At 72.5% G+C, this 15112-nt stretch carries 14 protein-coding genes; 3 read left to right on the top strand and 11 right to left on the bottom strand.

Translation table 11 applies throughout. The annotated features are described in order from the left end of the window. From FPZ41_RS47260 to FPZ41_RS24495, 6 genes are all read right to left on the bottom strand, one after another. The coding region (locus FPZ41_RS47260) for a hypothetical protein (protein ID WP_228022951.1) at positions 1 to 558 on the bottom strand (558 nt) is incomplete at its 3' end. Between the two features lie 390 nt (positions 559 to 948). Next, positions 949 to 1746, bottom strand: a complete 798-nt coding sequence (locus FPZ41_RS24475; RefSeq protein WP_131564136.1) for a type III pantothenate kinase — start codon at positions 1744 to 1746, stop codon at positions 949 to 951. A 14-nt stretch (positions 1747 to 1760) separates the two neighbouring features. After that, entirely contained in the window at positions 1761 to 2750 is a 990-nt protein-coding gene (gene nadC / locus FPZ41_RS24480) for a carboxylating nicotinate-nucleotide diphosphorylase (protein ID WP_322620665.1), read from the bottom strand. Between the two features lie 7 nt (positions 2751 to 2757). Further along, positions 2758 to 4644, bottom strand: a complete 1887-nt coding sequence (gene nadB / locus FPZ41_RS24485) for an L-aspartate oxidase (protein WP_322620666.1) — start codon at positions 4642 to 4644, stop codon at positions 2758 to 2760. Beyond that, the gene (panC, locus tag FPZ41_RS24490) at positions 4641 to 5642 is read right to left on the bottom strand and encodes a pantoate--beta-alanine ligase (RefSeq protein ID WP_152865891.1); all 1002 of its coding nucleotides are present in this window, start codon (positions 5640 to 5642) and stop codon (positions 4641 to 4643) included. Before panC ends, nadB begins: the two co-directional genes overlap by 4 nt. 29 nt (positions 5643 to 5671) lie before the next feature. Further along, positions 5672 to 6592: a Rossmann-like and DUF2520 domain-containing protein gene (locus FPZ41_RS24495; protein WP_322620667.1), complete on the bottom strand. Its 921-nt coding sequence runs from the start codon at positions 6590 to 6592 to the stop codon at positions 5672 to 5674. Between the two features lie 205 nt (positions 6593 to 6797). Between FPZ41_RS24495 and FPZ41_RS24500 the strand changes: the two genes are divergently transcribed. Continuing rightward, positions 6798 to 8045: a threonine aldolase family protein gene (locus tag FPZ41_RS24500; protein ID WP_152865892.1), complete on the top strand. Its 1248-nt coding sequence runs from the start codon at positions 6798 to 6800 to the stop codon at positions 8043 to 8045. Positions 8046 to 8337: 292 nt separating this feature from the next. On the opposite strand, the gene FPZ41_RS24505 is transcribed toward FPZ41_RS24500, so the two are convergent. Next, positions 8338 to 8541 carry a hypothetical protein gene (locus tag FPZ41_RS24505; RefSeq protein WP_322620668.1) on the bottom strand — a complete coding sequence of 68 codons (204 nt, stop codon included), beginning with the start codon at positions 8539 to 8541 and terminating at the stop codon, positions 8338 to 8340. A gap of 246 nt (positions 8542 to 8787) precedes the next feature. Here FPZ41_RS24505 and FPZ41_RS24510 point away from each other — a divergent pair, with 246 nt between their 5' ends. Continuing rightward, a complete protein-coding gene (locus FPZ41_RS24510; protein WP_152865877.1) occupies positions 8788 to 9912 on the top strand; it encodes a DUF5937 family protein in 1125 nt (374 codons plus the stop codon). An 80-nt stretch (positions 9913 to 9992) separates the two neighbouring features. Here FPZ41_RS24510 and FPZ41_RS24515 read toward each other — a convergent pair whose 3' ends face one another. From FPZ41_RS24515 to FPZ41_RS24525, 3 genes are all read right to left on the bottom strand, one after another. Then, a complete protein-coding gene (locus FPZ41_RS24515; RefSeq protein ID WP_152865878.1) occupies positions 9993 to 10625 on the bottom strand; it encodes an AAA family ATPase in 633 nt (210 codons plus the stop codon). A gap of 83 nt (positions 10626 to 10708) precedes the next feature. After that, a complete protein-coding gene (locus tag FPZ41_RS24520) occupies positions 10709 to 11380 on the bottom strand; it encodes a response regulator transcription factor (protein WP_152865879.1) in 672 nt (223 codons plus the stop codon). Between the two features lie 177 nt (positions 11381 to 11557). Beyond that, positions 11558 to 12757: a sensor histidine kinase gene (locus FPZ41_RS24525; RefSeq protein ID WP_322620669.1), complete on the bottom strand. Its 1200-nt coding sequence runs from the start codon at positions 12755 to 12757 to the stop codon at positions 11558 to 11560. Positions 12758 to 12875: 118 nt separating this feature from the next. Between FPZ41_RS24525 and FPZ41_RS24530 the strand changes: the two genes are divergently transcribed. Beyond that, a complete protein-coding gene (locus FPZ41_RS24530; protein ID WP_322620670.1) occupies positions 12876 to 13877 on the top strand; it encodes an SAM-dependent methyltransferase in 1002 nt (333 codons plus the stop codon). Positions 13878 to 13940: 63 nt separating this feature from the next. Here FPZ41_RS24530 and FPZ41_RS24535 read toward each other — a convergent pair whose 3' ends face one another. Further along, the gene (locus FPZ41_RS24535) at positions 13941 to 15092 is read right to left on the bottom strand and encodes an NADH-quinone oxidoreductase subunit D (RefSeq protein WP_152865881.1); all 1152 of its coding nucleotides are present in this window, start codon (positions 15090 to 15092) and stop codon (positions 13941 to 13943) included. Positions 15093 to 15112 lie beyond the last annotated feature (20 nt).

Below are 15112 nucleotides of genomic sequence, written 5' to 3' on the forward strand. Positions count from 1 at the left end.
GGCGGGCTTGTCCGCGGGGCGACTGGCGGGCTCCTGCGCGGCGGTACGCGTGCGCGTGCCGCCGGAGAGGCCTCCAGGGAGGGCGGTGAGCCGGGTACGGGAGGCCGGGACGGTGGGGGCGGCCGCCGTAGTGGCCGTCTCCGGTTCCGTATGGACGCGGGACTCGGCGTCCTGCTGTGCCGGGACGCCGCATTGGTCCAGGCAGCGGTCCAGGAGATCGGCCGCGGTGGGGTTGCCGCGCAGGGCGCGCAGGGCGGCGAGGTCGTCCGCGGTGGGCCGGTGGCCGGCACCCAGGGCGTCGTTCAGGAGCGCGAGATAGCCCGTGGCGGTGCCGGGGAGCGCGGCCCGGTACCGGGCGAGGTCGGCCAGCAGAAAGGCCCTCAGCCGGGCGCCCTCGCGGGCGGCCTCATCGACGGACCGGGCGAGCCGAAGGCAGTCCTGGACGTCCTCCGCGGTGGCGGAGCTGGGCTTGAGGGCGAGGGCGAGAGCGCGGCGGAGCACACGCAGCTCCTCCGTGCCGAACGCCATGGCGCCGCGGGATCCGTAGGGCGTGGGCATACTTCGACGATACGCGCTAATCAGACAAAAACGGCGGCGTGGGGAGTGCGTGGCGTGGGGGAGCCACTCGGGTGGGTGCGGCGCGCCCGTGGCACAGGGCGGGGCTTTTCGCCCTGTGCCGCTACCCGTCCCATCCCCAGGGGCTTCGCCCCTTCGACCCCGGCCAAGGGGGCTCCGCCCCCTGGACCCCCGGGCTTCGGGGCTCCGCCCCGGACCCCGTTTCGGGGGCCAGCCCCGGACCCCCGCTCCTCAAACGCCGGAGGGGCTGGATTTCGCCGACCAGGGCTGGATCTTCCAGCCCCTCCGGCGTTTGGGGTCTGAGGGCCATTTGGGGTCTGCGGGCGACCCGCGCGGCCCAGCTGCTGCGCAGCGGAGCCCTCAGGGAAGTCGTCACATACGCGACACGTTTCGCTCGTACACCAGCCGCAGCCCGATCAGCGTCAGCCACGGCTCGTGTTCGTCGATCACGGAGGACTCGCCCAGGACCATGGGCGCCAGCCCGCCCGTGGCGATGACCGTGACGTCGTCCGGATCGTCCGCGAGCTCACGGGCCATACGGTTCACCACGCCGTCGATCTGGCCGGCGAAGCCGTAGATGATGCCCGACTGCATCGCCTCGACCGTGTTCTTGCCGATCACGCTCCGCGGCCGGGCCACCTCGATCTTGCGCAGCTGGGCCCCCTTGACGCCGAGGGCCTCGACGGAGATCTCGATGCCGGGGGCGATGACCCCGCCGACGTACTCCCCGCGCGCACTGACCGCGTCGAACGTCGTCGCCGTGCCGAAGTCGACGACGATCGCCGGGCCGCCGTAGATCTCGGCCGCCGCCACCGCGTTGATGATGCGGTCGGCTCCGACCTCCTTGGGGTTGTCCGTGAGGATCGGCACCCCCGTCTTCACGCCCGGTTCGACCAGCACCGCCGGCACGTCGCCGTAGTACCGGCGCGTTACTTCGCGCAGCTCGTGCAGCACGGACGGCACCGTCGAGCAGATCGCGATCCCGTCGATGCCGTCGCCCAGTTCCTCTCCGAGGAGGGGGTGCATCCCCATGAGTCCGTGCAGGAGGACCGCCAGTTCGTCGGCGGTGCGGCGCGCGTCCGTGGAGATGCGCCAGTGTTCGACGATGTCCTCGCCGTCGAACAGGCCGAGAACGGTGTGCGTGTTGCCTACGTCGATCGTCAGCAGCATGGCCCGTACCCGCCCTACTCCGCCGCTCGCAGGTCCAGGCCGATGTCCAGGATGGGCGAGGAGTGCGTGAGGGCGCCCACCGCCAGGTAGTCGACACCCGTGTCCGCGTACGCCTTCGCGTTCTCCAGCGTGAGGCGGCCCGACGCCTCCAGCAGCGCGCGGCCGGCGACGAGGGCCACGGCCTCCTCGCACTCGCCGGGCGTGAAGTTGTCCAGAAGGATCAGGTCGGCGCCCGCGTCCACGACCTCGCGCAGCTGGTGCAGGGTGTCGACCTCGACCTCGATCGGCACGTCCGGGAACTCCTCCCGGACCGCCTTGAAGGCCTGCGCGACGCCGCCGGCGGCGACCACGTGGTTGTCCTTGACGAGGGCCGCGTCCGACAGCGACATGCGGTGGTTGACTCCCCCGCCGCAGCGCACCGCGAACTTCTCCAGGGAGCGCAGGCCGGGCGTCGTCTTCCTCGTGTCCCGGACCTTCGCCTTCGTGCCCTGGAGGGCGTCCGCCCACGCGCGCGTGGCGGTCGCGATGCCGGACAGGCGGCACAGCAGGTTCAGCGCGCTGCGCTCCGCCGTGAGGAGGTCGCGGGTGAGGGTCGTGACCGACAGGAGCTTCTGTCCCGCCTCCACCAGGTCGCCGTCGTCCACATGGCGCTCGACCTCGAACTCGTCCGTGCACACCACGGAGAGGACCGCCTCGGCGACCCTCAGGCCCGCCACGACGCCGGCCTCGCGGGCGGTGAAGTCGGCGGTGGCGCGGGCGTCCTCGGGGATGGTGGCGACGGTGGTGACGTCGACGCCGTGGTCGAGGTCCTCCTGGATCGCCACGTTGGCGATGTCCTCGACCTCCACCGGGTCGAGCCCGGCGTCGGCGAGGAGCTCGGCGAGGGCGGGGTCGAGGCCGCACTCCATGTACGACTCCAGCGCGTCCGCGTCGGGGTCCGTGCCGCAGGCGCAGCCGTCACCGCAGCCGCCGCTCTGGGCGAGGGGAAGGTCGGGGGTACTCACTTGAACGTCACTGCTCCTGGGGAAGGCGCTCGGGCCGGTGCGTGGAGGTGCCCCCGCTTCGAGCCGGGTCGGGGGTCCGGGGGACGGTAGGGGGGAAGTCTGGGGTGTCCGTGGTCCGTACGGCCAGTGCGCGGTCGGGATTCAGCCGTACGACGATATGGCGGCGCCAGCGGGTGTCGTCGCGGTCGGCGTGGTCCTCGCGCCAGTGGCAGCCGCGCGTCTCCTCGCGCAGCCGGGCGGCGGCGACCAGGACACGGGCCACGCACAGCAGGTTGGTGGTCTCCCAGGTGTCGACGCCGGGCTCGGCCGTCTTGCCGTTCTCGTCGAGGGCGTCGCGTGCGTCGGTGTGCAGCTGGTCGAGGGCTGCGGCCGCGGCCGCCAGGGACTCCGCCGAGCGCAGGACGCCCGCGCCCTGGGACATGATCCGCTGGATCGCGAACCGTGCCTCCGGCTCCAGCAGCGGGTGCTCGGGCCTCCTGGGGTACGGGACGGGCGTCGGCACACGCGCGTGAAGGCCGTTCTCCGCCTGGCTCGCGGCGATGTCCGCGGCGATGCGCTCGGCGTAGACGAGGCCCTCCAGGAGGGAGTTGGAGGCCAGCCGGTTGGCGCCGTGGACGCCCGTGCAGGCGACCTCTCCGCACGCGTACAGGCCCGGGACGGTCGTCCGGCCCCGGGAGTCCGTGCGGACGCCCCCGGAGGCGTAGTGGGCCGCAGGGGCGACCGGGACGGGTTCGGTGACCGGGTCGATGCCGTGCGCGCGGCAGGCGGCGAGGATCGTCGGGAAGCGGTGCTCCCACATCTCGGCGCCGAAGTGCCGGGCGTCCAGGTACATGTGCTCGACGCCCTGCTCCTGCATACGGCGCATGATGCCCTTGGCGACGATGTCCCGGGGGGCGAGTTCGGCCAGCTCGTGCTGCCCCACCATGAAGCGTGTGCCGTCCGCGTCGACCAGGTGGGCGCCTTCTCCGCGGACCGCCTCGGAAACCAGCGGCTGCTGGCCCTCCGCTTCGGGTCCGAGGAAGAGCACCGTGGGGTGGAACTGCACGAACTCCAGGTCGCTGACCTCGGCACCCGCGCGCAGGGCGAGCGCCACGCCGTCGCCCGTGGACACGGACGGGTTGGTGGTCGCCGAGAAGACCTGGCCCATGCCGCCGGTCGCGAGGACCACGGCGGGCGCGTGCACGGCGCCGACGCCGTCGTGCTGGCCCTCGCCCATGACGTGCAGGGTCACGCCCGCGGTGCGGCCGTCGGCGTCGGTGAGGAGGTCCAGGACGAGCGCGTTCTCGATGGCGCGCAGTCCACGCGTGCGCGTGCCTGACGTCCTTGCGTCGTTGACGGCCTCGATCGTCCTTGCTTCGTTGACGGCCTCGATTACTTCGTTGACCGCCTCGACGAGCGCCCGGGAGATCTCCGCGCCGGTCGCGTCGCCTCCCGCGTGCGCGATGCGGCGGCGGTGGTGGCCGCCCTCACGGGCCAGCTCCAGTCGTCCTTCGGAGGACTCGTCGAACTGCGCTCCCGTGTCGATCAGCCGGCGTACGGCGCCCGGGCCCTCGGTGACGAGGAGGCGGACGGCGTCCTCGTCGCACAGGCCCACGCCCGCGACCAGGGTGTCGTCCAGGTGCTGCTCGGGGGTGTCGCCCTCGCCCAGGGCCGCCGCTATGCCGCCCTGCGCCCAGCGGGTGGAGCCGTCGTCGAGGCGGGCCTTGGTGACGACGACGGTGTTCAGGCCGGCGGCCTGGCAGCGCAGGGCTGTGGTCAGGCCGGCGATCCCGGAGCCGACGACCACGACGTCCGCGGTGATGGCCCATCCTGGGGCGGGGGCGTGCAGCCGTATACCCGTGCTGATCGTGTCTGTGCTGATCGTGCCTGTGCTGGTCGTGCCTGTGCTGGTCACGAGGCGGCTCCGAAAGTGAGGGGCAGGTTGTCGATCAGCCGGGTGGTCCCGACCCGGGCGGCGACGAGGAGAACGGCCTCACCGGTGAAGCCGTCGGAGATCTCGGTGAAGTCGGACGGGTCGACCAGAGCCAGGTAGTCGAGGTCCAGCGGCGGCTTCAGGCGTGCGGCGTCCTCAAGGACGAGGCGGGCGGCCACGACGACGTCGGCGGGGCCCGACGTGGTGGCCGGGACGGCCTTCGCGACGGCGTGCGCGTCGGCGGCGGCGCGGGACTCGCCGATGGCGCTGAGGGCCTCCGCACGCGCGCGCGTGGCGGGCACCTCCCGGGCCCGCGCGCGCAGCGCCTCCTGGGCGGCATGCCGGTCGCGCCCCGCGAACAGGGCCTGCGAGAGCGCCAGGGCCGTACGGCGCTCGGCGGCGGACAGGTAGCGGTTGCGGCTGGACAGGGCCAGGCCGTCCTCCTCGCGGACGGTCGGTACGCCGACGATCTCCACGCCGAAGTTCAGGTCGCGCACCATGCGGCGGATCAGGGCGAGCTGCTGGGCGTCCTTCTGCCCGTAGAGGGCCACGTCGGGCCGGGTGAGGTGCAGCAGCTTCGCGACGACGGTGAGCACGCCGTCGAAGTGTCCGGGCCGCGAGGCACCCTCCAGGCGCTCCCCCATGGGGCCGGCGGAGATCCGCACCTGGGGCTCGCCGCCGGGGTAGACCTCGTCCGCGAAGGGCGCGAACACGACGTCGGCGCCCGCCTGTTCGGCGATCTTGAGGTCGGCGTCGAGGGTGCGCGGGTAGCGGTCGAGGTCCTCGCCCGCGCCGAACTGCAGGGGGTTCACGAAGACGGTGACGACCACCTCGCCGTCGCGGCCCGCGATCTCGCGCGCGGTACGGATCAGCGTGGCGTGACCCTCGTGCAGAGCGCCCATGGTCATCACGACGGCACGGCGGCCCACGCGCGCGCGTGCGTGCAGTGCTTCGGCGGTGCGCAGCAGGGCAGCGGTCATCGGGCGTCGTTCGTTCCCGGGCGCGGGCGTCATCGGGCGTCCCCTTCCGTGCCGTTGGCGAGTACCCCGAGGAGGTCCTCGGCGAGTTCCGGCTTGAGCAGGCCGTGGGCGAGCGCGCGGTCGGCGGTCGCGCGGGCCATCGCCAGGTAGCCGGCGACGGCCCCCGGGGCGTGCTCGCGCAGCTCGGCGACGTGCGCGGCGACCGTGCCCGCGTCCCCGCGCGCGACGGGGCCGGTGAGGGCGGCGTCACCGGAGCGCAGGGCGTTGTCGAGGGCGGCGCCCAGCAGCGGCCCGAGCATGCGGTCGGGGGCCTCGACGCCCGCCGTGCGCAGCAGCTCCATGGACTGGGCGACCAGGGTCACCAGGTGGTTGGCCCCCAGGGCGAGCGCCGCGTGGTACAGCGGCCGGGCGGACTCGGCGATCCACTCGGGCTCGCCGCCCATCTCGATCACCAGCGCCTCGGCGGCCAGCCGCAGCTCCTCGGGCGCGGTGACCCCGAAGGAGCACCCGGCGAGCCGCTGCACGTCCACGGGGGTGCCGGTGAACGTCATCGCCGGGTGCAGGGCCAGCGGCAGCGCCCCGGCCCGCAGCGCGGGGTCCAGCACCTTCGCGCCGTACCGCCCGGAGGTGTGCACGAGCAGCTGCCCCGGGCGCACGGCCCCGGTCTCGGCGAGCCCCTCGACGAGCCCGGGCAGGGCGTCGTCCGGCACGGTCAGCAGCACCAGCTCGGCGTGGCCCATGACCTCGGCCGGGGTCACCAGCGGCACGTCGGGCAGCAGCGCCGCGGCCCGCCGTTTCGAGGCGTCGGAGACCCCGGAGACGGCCACGGGGTGATGCCCCGCGAGCTGGAGCGACGCCGCCAGCGCGGGCCCGACGCGGCCCGCTCCGACAACGCCCACGGCCAGCCGCGCGGGGCGGTCCTTGGGGTCGGGTTGCTGGAATGTACTCACTCGACGGTGGCCTTCCCGTTCCAGTCCGCTCTGGGTACCGGACGATTTCTCGTCATGTTAACGCGATTGGTTCGAGGGTCGATCGGTTGTCCACAGGCTGTGGGTCACCCCACGTCGCGTCCCGTCGCGCGGGCACGGAAATGGGGATGCCACGCGCGTGGGGCGCATGCATCATCCGGGGGTGACCGAGAGGGCGGAGAAGTCGATGGGAACCGTGGAGCGGGCGGACGCTCGGGGCGACGGGCGAAACGTGGAGCCGGACGGCGAGGAGGACGCGACGGCGCAGGCCCCTGACTCACCGGCGGCGCGGCGCCGGCGGCGACGGATCGCCGCGTTCCGGGCGGCGGAACGGGTGCTGGACCGCCCGGCGTTCCTGGCGACGATCCGGGAGCGGCTGGCGCTGCTGCAGGAGGCGGCGCCGGGGCTGTACGACCTGAACGAGTCGGCGGACATGTACGGCGACGGGATCGTCGAGGCCCTGGAGGAGCGGGTCGCGGGGCTGCTCGGCAAGGAGGCCGCCGTCTTCTTCCCGACGGGCACGATGGCCCAGCAGGTGGCACTGCGCGTCTGGGCGGCCCGCACCGGCAACCCGGCCGTGGCCCTGCACGCGCTGGCCCACCCCGAGGTGCACGAACGGAAGGCGTTCAGCGAGGTCAGCGGATTGCGTCCGGTGCGGGTGACGAGCGAGCCGCGGCTGCCGACCGCCGACGAGGTGCGTGACTTCACCGAACCCTTCGGCTCGCTGATGCTCGAACTGCCCCTCAGGGACGCCGGTTTCGTGCTGCCCACCTGGGAGGAGCTCTCCGAGGTCGTCGCGGCCGCCCACGAGCGCGACGCGGTGGTGCACTTCGACGGGGCCCGGCTGTGGGAGACCACCGTCCACTTCGGCCGGCCCCTGGAGGAGATCGCGGGCCTCGCGGACAGCGTCTACGTGTCGCTCTACAAGTCGCTCGCCGGCTTCGGCGGCGCGGCGCTCGCGGGCCCGCGATGGCTCGTCGACGAGGCGAAGGCGTGGCGGCACCGGTACGGCGGCCAGGTCTTCCAGCAGTTCCCCACGGCGCTGTCGGCGCTGGCCGGACTGGAGCGGGAGCTGCCCCGGCTGCCGGAGTACGTGGCCCACGCGCGCGTGGTGGCCGCCGCGCTCCGCGAGGGCTTCGCGGCGGCCGGGCTGCCCTGGGCGCGCGTCCATCCGGAGGAGCCGCACACCCACGAGTTCCAGGTCTGGCTGCCGTACGAGGCCGACGTCCTCTTCGAGGCCGCGCTCCGGCAGGGCGAGGAGACGGGGACCCTCCTGTTCGCGGGCGCCTGGGACGCGGGCGGCCCGGGACTGTCGTACACCGAGGTCGTCGTGAAGGCGGCCGGGCTGGAGTGGACGGCCGGCGACGTGAAGGAGGCGGTGGCGGAGTTCGTGGCCCGGTTGCGGGAGGTCACCGGGGGCGCAGGCGTCGGCTAGGGCCTGTTCCGAGTTCCCCGTCGTCCGCGCGAAGTGCGGGCGCAGCGGCGGAGTGGGGGGTACCTCCCGCCCGAGCCGTGCGAAGCGCGGTTCGAGGGTGGGGGAGCGTGCGATCGGCGTGCGGTGTCGCAGGTCATGTGGCGGAGCCACCTGTCCTGCGGCGCCGTGCGGCCTGGGTGTCCCCCCGCTCATGGGGTCCCCCCGCTCGAGCGAAGCCGAGAATGGGGGAGAAGCCGAGAGGGGGGAGTGCGTGCCGGGCGTCGGGGCGCAGGCGGGGAACTCGGAACAGGCCCTAGGGGCGCGTCCGCAGGAGCCGGACCGCCGCGGACCGTATGCGTCCGCGGGCCGGGCGGCCCGCCACGGCCGCGCGGAACCGCCGGTGGTCGCGCAGTTCGCGCACGACCTCCCAGTCGTGGGCGCCGGGCGCGGGCGGGGCGGGCTCGCCGAGGCGCTGGGCGCGGTAGGTGTCGAGGATGTACTGCTCGGTGACGCTCACGGCGTACCGCCTCTCGGGACAGGGCGACGAGCGTGCATCCCGCTCGTCTCGGGCAGGGTCGGGGTCCGGGTCCGGGACAGGCGCCGCAGAACGTGCGCCGGGGTGAGGTTCGTGGCCCGGTCCACCGCGGTCGGGCAGGTGACCCGGTCCGCCCAGGCTGCGCCCCGTCCGCCGTGCGCGTCGCGCCGATTGACGGGCGTCGTCAATCGGCAGGGCGTTGTCAGTGGCGGGGTGCACCATGGCTGCATGAGCGTGAGCATCGACATCACAGGGCTGTCGGCCGAGCGTGTCGTCTTCGGGACGTCGCCGCTGGCCGAGCTGGCCGTCGCGCTGCACGCGCTCGCCGAGCCGGGCCACCATCCCGGCATGCAGGGCTGGGTGACAGCCACCACGGCCGCGCTCAAGCCGGACCTGGCCGACCGCCTGACCCAGGCGGAGTTCCTGTGGCGGAACACGTTCTCGGACATCTTCATGCCGTTCGCCGCCCTGCCGGAGTGCGAGGGCCACCCGGGGGCGACGCTCTCCGAGGACCTGGACCTCCTGGACCGGCTGAGCGACGAGCGGTTCGTCGCGGCGGCCCTGGAGTTCACCTGCGGCTCCCAGTACGCGGCGGGGCTGCCCTCACCCCTGGTCGACAAGGCACAGCACGACCTCGCGCTGGACCTGGCGGCGAGCCGCGGCCCGGAGCAGCTCGGCTTCACCCGACGCCTGCTGGCCGACCCCCCGACCGTACGGGCGTGGGTGCGGCGCCTGCTGGAGGACTGCGACGAGGCGTTCTTCGCGGACACCTGGCGCCGGGTCCACGTCCATCTGGCCGCCGACGCCCGGCACAAGACCGAGATCCTGCGCCACAAGGGCCTGGAGGAGGCGCTGACGGCGGTCTCGGCCGCGCTCTCCCTGACCACGAGCGGAGGCGGTACGCGCATCGAGGCCGACAAGCTCTCGCACGGCACCACGACCGCTGTGGACCCCGAGGTCGGCCCGGGCGTCACCTTCGTGCCGTCGTACCACGGCTGGCCGCACCTGCTGGTGCTGCACGCCGTCGGCTGGCGCCCCGTCCTGCACTACCCGGTCGGAGGACCCGAGCCGGCGAAGTCCGCCTCGGTGGAGGTGCTCAAGCTGCGCCTCGAAGCCCTCGCCCACCCCATACGCCTGCGCCTGTGCCGGAACATAGCCAGGGCGCCGTACACGACGGGCGAGCTGGCGCACGCCAACGACCTGAGCGCGCCCGAGGTGTCCCGGCATCTCGCCGTCCTGAAGAAGGCGGGTCTGATCACGACACGCCGCCGCGGCCGCTATGTGCTGCACCAACTGGACGTCACGGTCGTGGCGCGGCTGGGGAGCGACTTCCTGGAGGGCATCCTCAGGTAGGGGCTGAACAGGTCCCCGGGGCGGCCGGTCGGTCGAGTACCGGAAGCGGGGCCGGTAACGCGAGAACCAGGGGCGGCCGGTCAGTCGAAGCGGATGTGTTTCAGCCCGACCTTCGCCTGCCGCAGTCGCGTCCGCAGCGCGCCCTCCCTGTTCGGCCGCAGAGTCAGCCCGGCCAGGACGGCGATGCGGTCGGCCGTCTTCGGCACCGTCGACTGGTCCGTCCACAGGTGTTCGGCGAACTCCGGCTCACGCAGGGCCTCCAGACAGTGGTCGAGCTGCTCCACCGCCCAGCTCTCCCGGCGCAGTGAGCCGCGCTTTCCGGCGACGTACGGCAGGAGATGACCAAGACCGCGTTCGCGCAGCCGCCGCAGGACGGTCTCGCGCTCGGCGAGGAGCGTGAAGTGGCGCACGTCGTGCCCGAGTTCGCGCAGCCGGTCGACGGTCTCCGCGAAGTAGGCGGGACTGGTCACCGTCATGGGGGCGATCACGACGCCGTCGTGCTTGGTGAGGGCCAGATCGAGGACCTCGACGACGCCCTGCCGCCAGGACTCCAGATCCTGGAAGTTCCCGCGCAGTTCGGGCGGCAGCATGCGGCGCAGTCCGAAGCCGGCGTGCTCGGGATCGCAGATGACGCTGTCGGGCAGCCGTCGCTGGATCTCGTGTGCGGTCTGTGTCTTGCCGCCGCCGAAGGGGCCGTTGATCCACAGGAGCATGCGCGCACACTAGTGGGCGGTGGTCACGCGCGGGTCACGTCCCCGCTTTCGCTCCCGCCTCCGTCCGCGTCCCGTACGGGCACTCAGCCCTGCCCTCCGGCCCGCACCAGCCCCGTCTCGTACGCCAGGACCACCACCTGTACCCGGTCGCGCAGTTCCAGCTTGGTGAGGATGCGGCCGACGTGTGTCTTCACCGTGGCCTCGGACAGGACCAGGCGGGCCGCGATCTCCCCGTTCGACAGGCCCTGGGCCACAAGCACCATGACCTCGCGCTCGCGGTCGGTGAGCCGCTGCAGCTCCTTGCGCTGGGGTCCCTTTCCGGAGCTCGGCAGCATCGGGGCGAACCGGTCGAGCAGACGCCTGGTCGTGGACGGAGCGACCACGGCGTCACCGCTGTGCACCGAGCGGATCGCGGCCAGCAGCTCGCCGGGGGGCACGTCCTTCAGCATGAAACCGGAGGCGCCCGCCTTCAGCCCGGAGAAGGCGTACTCGTCGAGGTCGAAGGTGGTCAGGATCAGCACCTTCGGCGGGTTGGGGTCCGAGCAGATGCGGCGGGTCGCCTCCACGCCGTCCAGCTTCGGCATACGGACGTCCATGAGGACCACGTCCACCTCGGTGGACCGCAGCACCTGGAGGGCCTCCACGCCGTCGCCCGCCTCGGCCACGACCTCCATGTCCGGCTGGGCGGCGAGCACCATCCGGAACCCGGTGCGCAGCAGCACCTGGTCGTCGACGAGCATCACGCGGATCGCCATTGGGATTCTCTTCCTTTCTGTCTTCCCTCACAGGTCGTCAGGGGTCTTGCCAAGAGTCCAACAATCCAGCAGTCCGACGGTCCAGCAGTCCAACAATTACGGGGTCATGCGAACAAGCGACCACAAGGGTCTTACAAAGGTGCTCTTACAGGTGTCAACGAGCGCCATGAACAGTCGTCAAGCGGGTTTGAGCGGCAGCAGCGCGCTGATGCGGAAGCCGCCGCCGGGGCGCGGTCCCGCGTCCAGGGTGCCGCCGACCATGCCCACGCGCTCACGCATGCCGATCAGGCCGTGTCCCTGGCCGTCGAAGCCGCCGTCCTCGTACAGCTCGTGCGGGGCGCCCTTGCCGTCGTCCTCGACGAGCAGACCGAGGCCGTCGTCGAAGTAGACCAGGCGCACGCTCGCGCCCGCGTTCGGGCCGCCGTGCTTGCGCGTGTTGGTGAGGGCCTCCTGGACGATGCGGTACGCCGTGAGCTCCACGCCGCTGGGCAGCGGCCGCGGGGTGCCCTCGACCTTGAAGTCGACGGGAAGGCCGGAGCTGCGGCACTGCTCGATGAGGTCGTCGAGCTGTTCGACGTCGGGCTGCGGGACGTACTCGCCGCTCTCCTGATGCTCGCCGGTGCGCAGCACGCCCAGCAGGCGGCGCATCTCCGCGAGGGCCTGGCGTCCGGTGGAGGAGATCGTCTCCAGGGCCTTCTTCGCCTGGTCGGGGGCGGCGTCGAGGACGTACGCGGCGCCGTCCGCCTGGACCACCATCACGGACACGTTGTGGGCGACCACGTCGTGCAGCTCGCGGGCGATGCGGGCACGCTCGGCGGCCACGGCGACCTTGGACTGTGCCTCGCGCTCCTTCTCCAGGCGGGCGGCGCGCTCCTCCAGCTGCGCGAAGTAGGCGCGGCGGGTGCGCAGGGAGTCGCCGAGCACCCAGGCGAGGGCGAACGGGACGGTCTGGAAGATCGCTATCGCTATGTCGCCCAGGGGGCCCGTCTGTTCGGTGGGCCAGCGCAGCTGCGCCAGCGCGCCCGCGCTCAGACCGCCGACCAGGGCGAATCGGGAGGCCCAGCGGGCACCGGTCGCCGCCACCGTGTAGATGATCACGAGCATGGCGAAGTCGGCCGGTCCCGACGGCACGTCGGCGATCAGCTGCGCCACACCCATCGCGGCGGCCAGCAGCAGCATCTGCTCGGGCATGCGGCGGCGCAGGGCCACCACCAGGCAGAGCAGGAGCGTGATCGGTATCCAGACGACCGGGAGGTCGCTGCGCTGTGCCCCCTTACCGACGGTTCCGCCCACCACGGAGATCCCGAGCAGGACGACGGCCCAGAAGCCGTCGAACCATGTCGGGTGCCTGCGGAGGAAGTCATAGAGGCGCTGCACGTAACCCAGCGTAGGGAAACGTGCGGTGTGCAGGAGTCAACCGGAGGGCCGATCCGCGACCGGCGCACGTACTCCCCAAGGTGGAGGCTCCGTGATGCGCGGCGCTTAACCTGGCGCGGTGACAGGTGCGGCGGGCGGCGGGTGGCGCGGGTGGCGCGAGGCGTCGGAAGAGGCGCTGTACGGGCCCTTGGGGTTCTATCGCCGGCCGGAGGGCCCCGCCGGGCATTTCCGCACGTCAGTGCATGCTTCCTCGCTGTTCGCCGAGGCGGTGGCCCGGCTGCTGTGCCGGGTGGACGAGACAGTCGGACACCCTTCCGAGTTGGCCTTCGTGGACATGGCGGCGGGCCGGGGCGAGCTGGTGACGGGCGTCCTGAAGGCCCTCCCTCCGGACGTGGCTACCCGCGCGCGCGGGTGCGCGGTCGAGCGCGCCGACCGGCCACGTGATCTTGATCACCGGATCGAGTGGCTCCAGGAGCCCCCGGAGGGCGTCACCGGACTGCTGTTCGCCAACGAGTGGCTCGACAACGTGCCCCTGGACATCGCCCAGGTGGACCCCGACGGCGTACGACGCCTCGTTCTCGTAGGGCGGGACGGAACCGAACGGCTCGGGGACCCGGTGGAGGGTGCGGACGCCGAGTGGCTCGACCGGTGGTGGCCGCTGCCCGCCGGGGAGCCCTCCGAGGGACTGCGGGCCGAGATCGGGCGCCCCCGGGACGCCGCCTGGACCTCGGCCGTGGCGAGCGTCGGCCGGGGGCTCGCCGTCGCCGTCGACTACGCCCACACCGCCGGGGCCCGGCCGCCGTTCGGGACGCTCACCGGGTTCAGGGAAGGGCGGGAGACCGCCCCGGTTCCGGACGGCTCGTGCGACATCACCGCCCATGTGGCGCTGGACGCGTGCGCCCTGCCCGGGGCCCGGCTGCTGACCCAGCGGGACGCCCTGCGCGCCCTCGGGGTCAGCGGAGGCCGCCCGCCGCTGTCCCTGGCGACCACCGACCCGGCAGCGTACGTACGAGCCCTCGCGCGCGCGGGTGAGTCCGCCGAGCTCACGGCAGCCGGCGGGCTGGGCGACTTCGGCTGGCTGCTGCAGCCAGTTGGTTTTCCGGACGTGCAACTGCCCTAGCGGTTGGAATCCCGAACGCACAACCAGCTGGTGAGTTTGAACTTCAAACTCACCATCTTTGCCCTACTTGTCGATGTCCCCGACCACGAAGAACAGGGACCCCAGGATCGCCACCATGTCCGCGACCAGCGTCCCCGGTAGCAGCTCCACCAGCGCCTGGATGTTGTTGTACGAGGCCGAGCGCAGCTTCAGCCGGTACGGGGTCTTCTCGCCCTTGCTGACGAGGTAGTAGCCGTTGATGCCGAGCGGGTTCTCGGTCCAGGCGTAGGTGTGGCCCTCGGGGGCCTTCAGGACCTTCGGGAGACGCTGGTTGACCGGGCCGGGCGGCAGCTCGGCGAGGCGGTCCAGGCAGGCGTCCGCGAGGTCCAGCGAGTTGTGCGCCTGCCCGAGGAGGCACTCGAAGCGGGCCAGGCAGTCGCCCTCCTCGCGCGTGACGACCCGGAGCGTGTCCTGGAGTTCCCCGTACGCCAGGTACGGCTCGTCCCGCCGCAGGTCGAAGTCCACCCCGGAGGCGCGGGCGATCGGCCCGCTCACCCCGTACGCGTGCACCGTCTGAGGCGTCAGGACGCCCACATCCCGGGTACGGCCCCGGAAGATCTCGTTGCCGAGCACCAGGTCGTCGAAGACGTCCATGCGGGAGCGCACGTCGGCGATCACCTCGCGCGCGCGGGAGGTCCAGCCGGCCGGGAGGTCCTCTTTGAGGCCTCCGACGCGGTTGAACATGTAGTGCATGCGGCCGCCGGAGATCTCCTCCATGACGTTCTGGAGTTCCTCGCGCTCCCGGAACGCGTAGAAGACCGGGGTGATGCCACCGAGCTCCAGCGGGTACGAACCGAGGAACATCAGGTGGTTCAGGACCCGGTTCAGTTCCGCGAGCAGGGTGCGCATCCACACCGCGCGCTCCGGTACCTCCATGCCGAGCATGCGCTCCACGGCGAGGACCACGCCCAGCTCGTTCGAGAAGGCGGAGAGCCAGTCGTGGCGGTTGGCGAGCATGATGATCTGGCGGTAGTCCCGCGCCTCGAAGAGCTTCTCCGCGCCTCGGTGCATATAGCCGATCACCGGCTCGGCGTGCATGATGCGTTCGCCGTCGAGCACGAGACGGAGGCGCAGCACGCCGTGCGTGGACGGGTGCTGCGGTCCGATGTTGAGCACCATGTCGGTGCTCTCGGCGGCACCGCCGATGCCGACCGTGGTCTCCGTCGTAGGACTCATGGGAACAGTCTCTCGTACGT

Origin of the sequence: Streptomyces acidicola, assembly GCF_009377235.1 — a bacterium.
Lineage (GTDB): Bacteria > Actinomycetota > Actinomycetes > Streptomycetales > Streptomycetaceae > Streptomyces > Streptomyces acidicola.

What these genes read in the sequence shown, in the direction of transcription:
- panC (WP_152865891.1), bottom strand. Translation starts at nt 5,642, where the DNA reads ATGACCGCTGCCCTGCTGCGCACCGCCGAAGCACTGCACGCACGCGCG.
- FPZ41_RS24500 (WP_152865892.1), top strand. Translation starts at nt 6,798, where the DNA reads ATGGGAACCGTGGAGCGGGCGGACGCTCGGGGCGACGGGCGAAACGTG.
- FPZ41_RS24510 (WP_152865877.1), top strand. Translation starts at nt 8,788, where the DNA reads ATGAGCGTGAGCATCGACATCACAGGGCTGTCGGCCGAGCGTGTCGTC.
- FPZ41_RS24520 (WP_152865879.1), bottom strand. Translation starts at nt 11,380, where the DNA reads ATGGCGATCCGCGTGATGCTCGTCGACGACCAGGTGCTGCTGCGCACC.
- FPZ41_RS24515 (WP_152865878.1), bottom strand. Translation starts at nt 10,625, where the DNA reads ATGCTCCTGTGGATCAACGGCCCCTTCGGCGGCGGCAAGACACAGACC.
- FPZ41_RS24475 (WP_131564136.1), bottom strand. Translation starts at nt 1,746, where the DNA reads ATGCTGCTGACGATCGACGTAGGCAACACGCACACCGTTCTCGGCCTG.
- FPZ41_RS24535 (WP_152865881.1), bottom strand. Translation starts at nt 15,092, where the DNA reads ATGAGTCCTACGACGGAGACCACGGTCGGCATCGGCGGTGCCGCCGAG.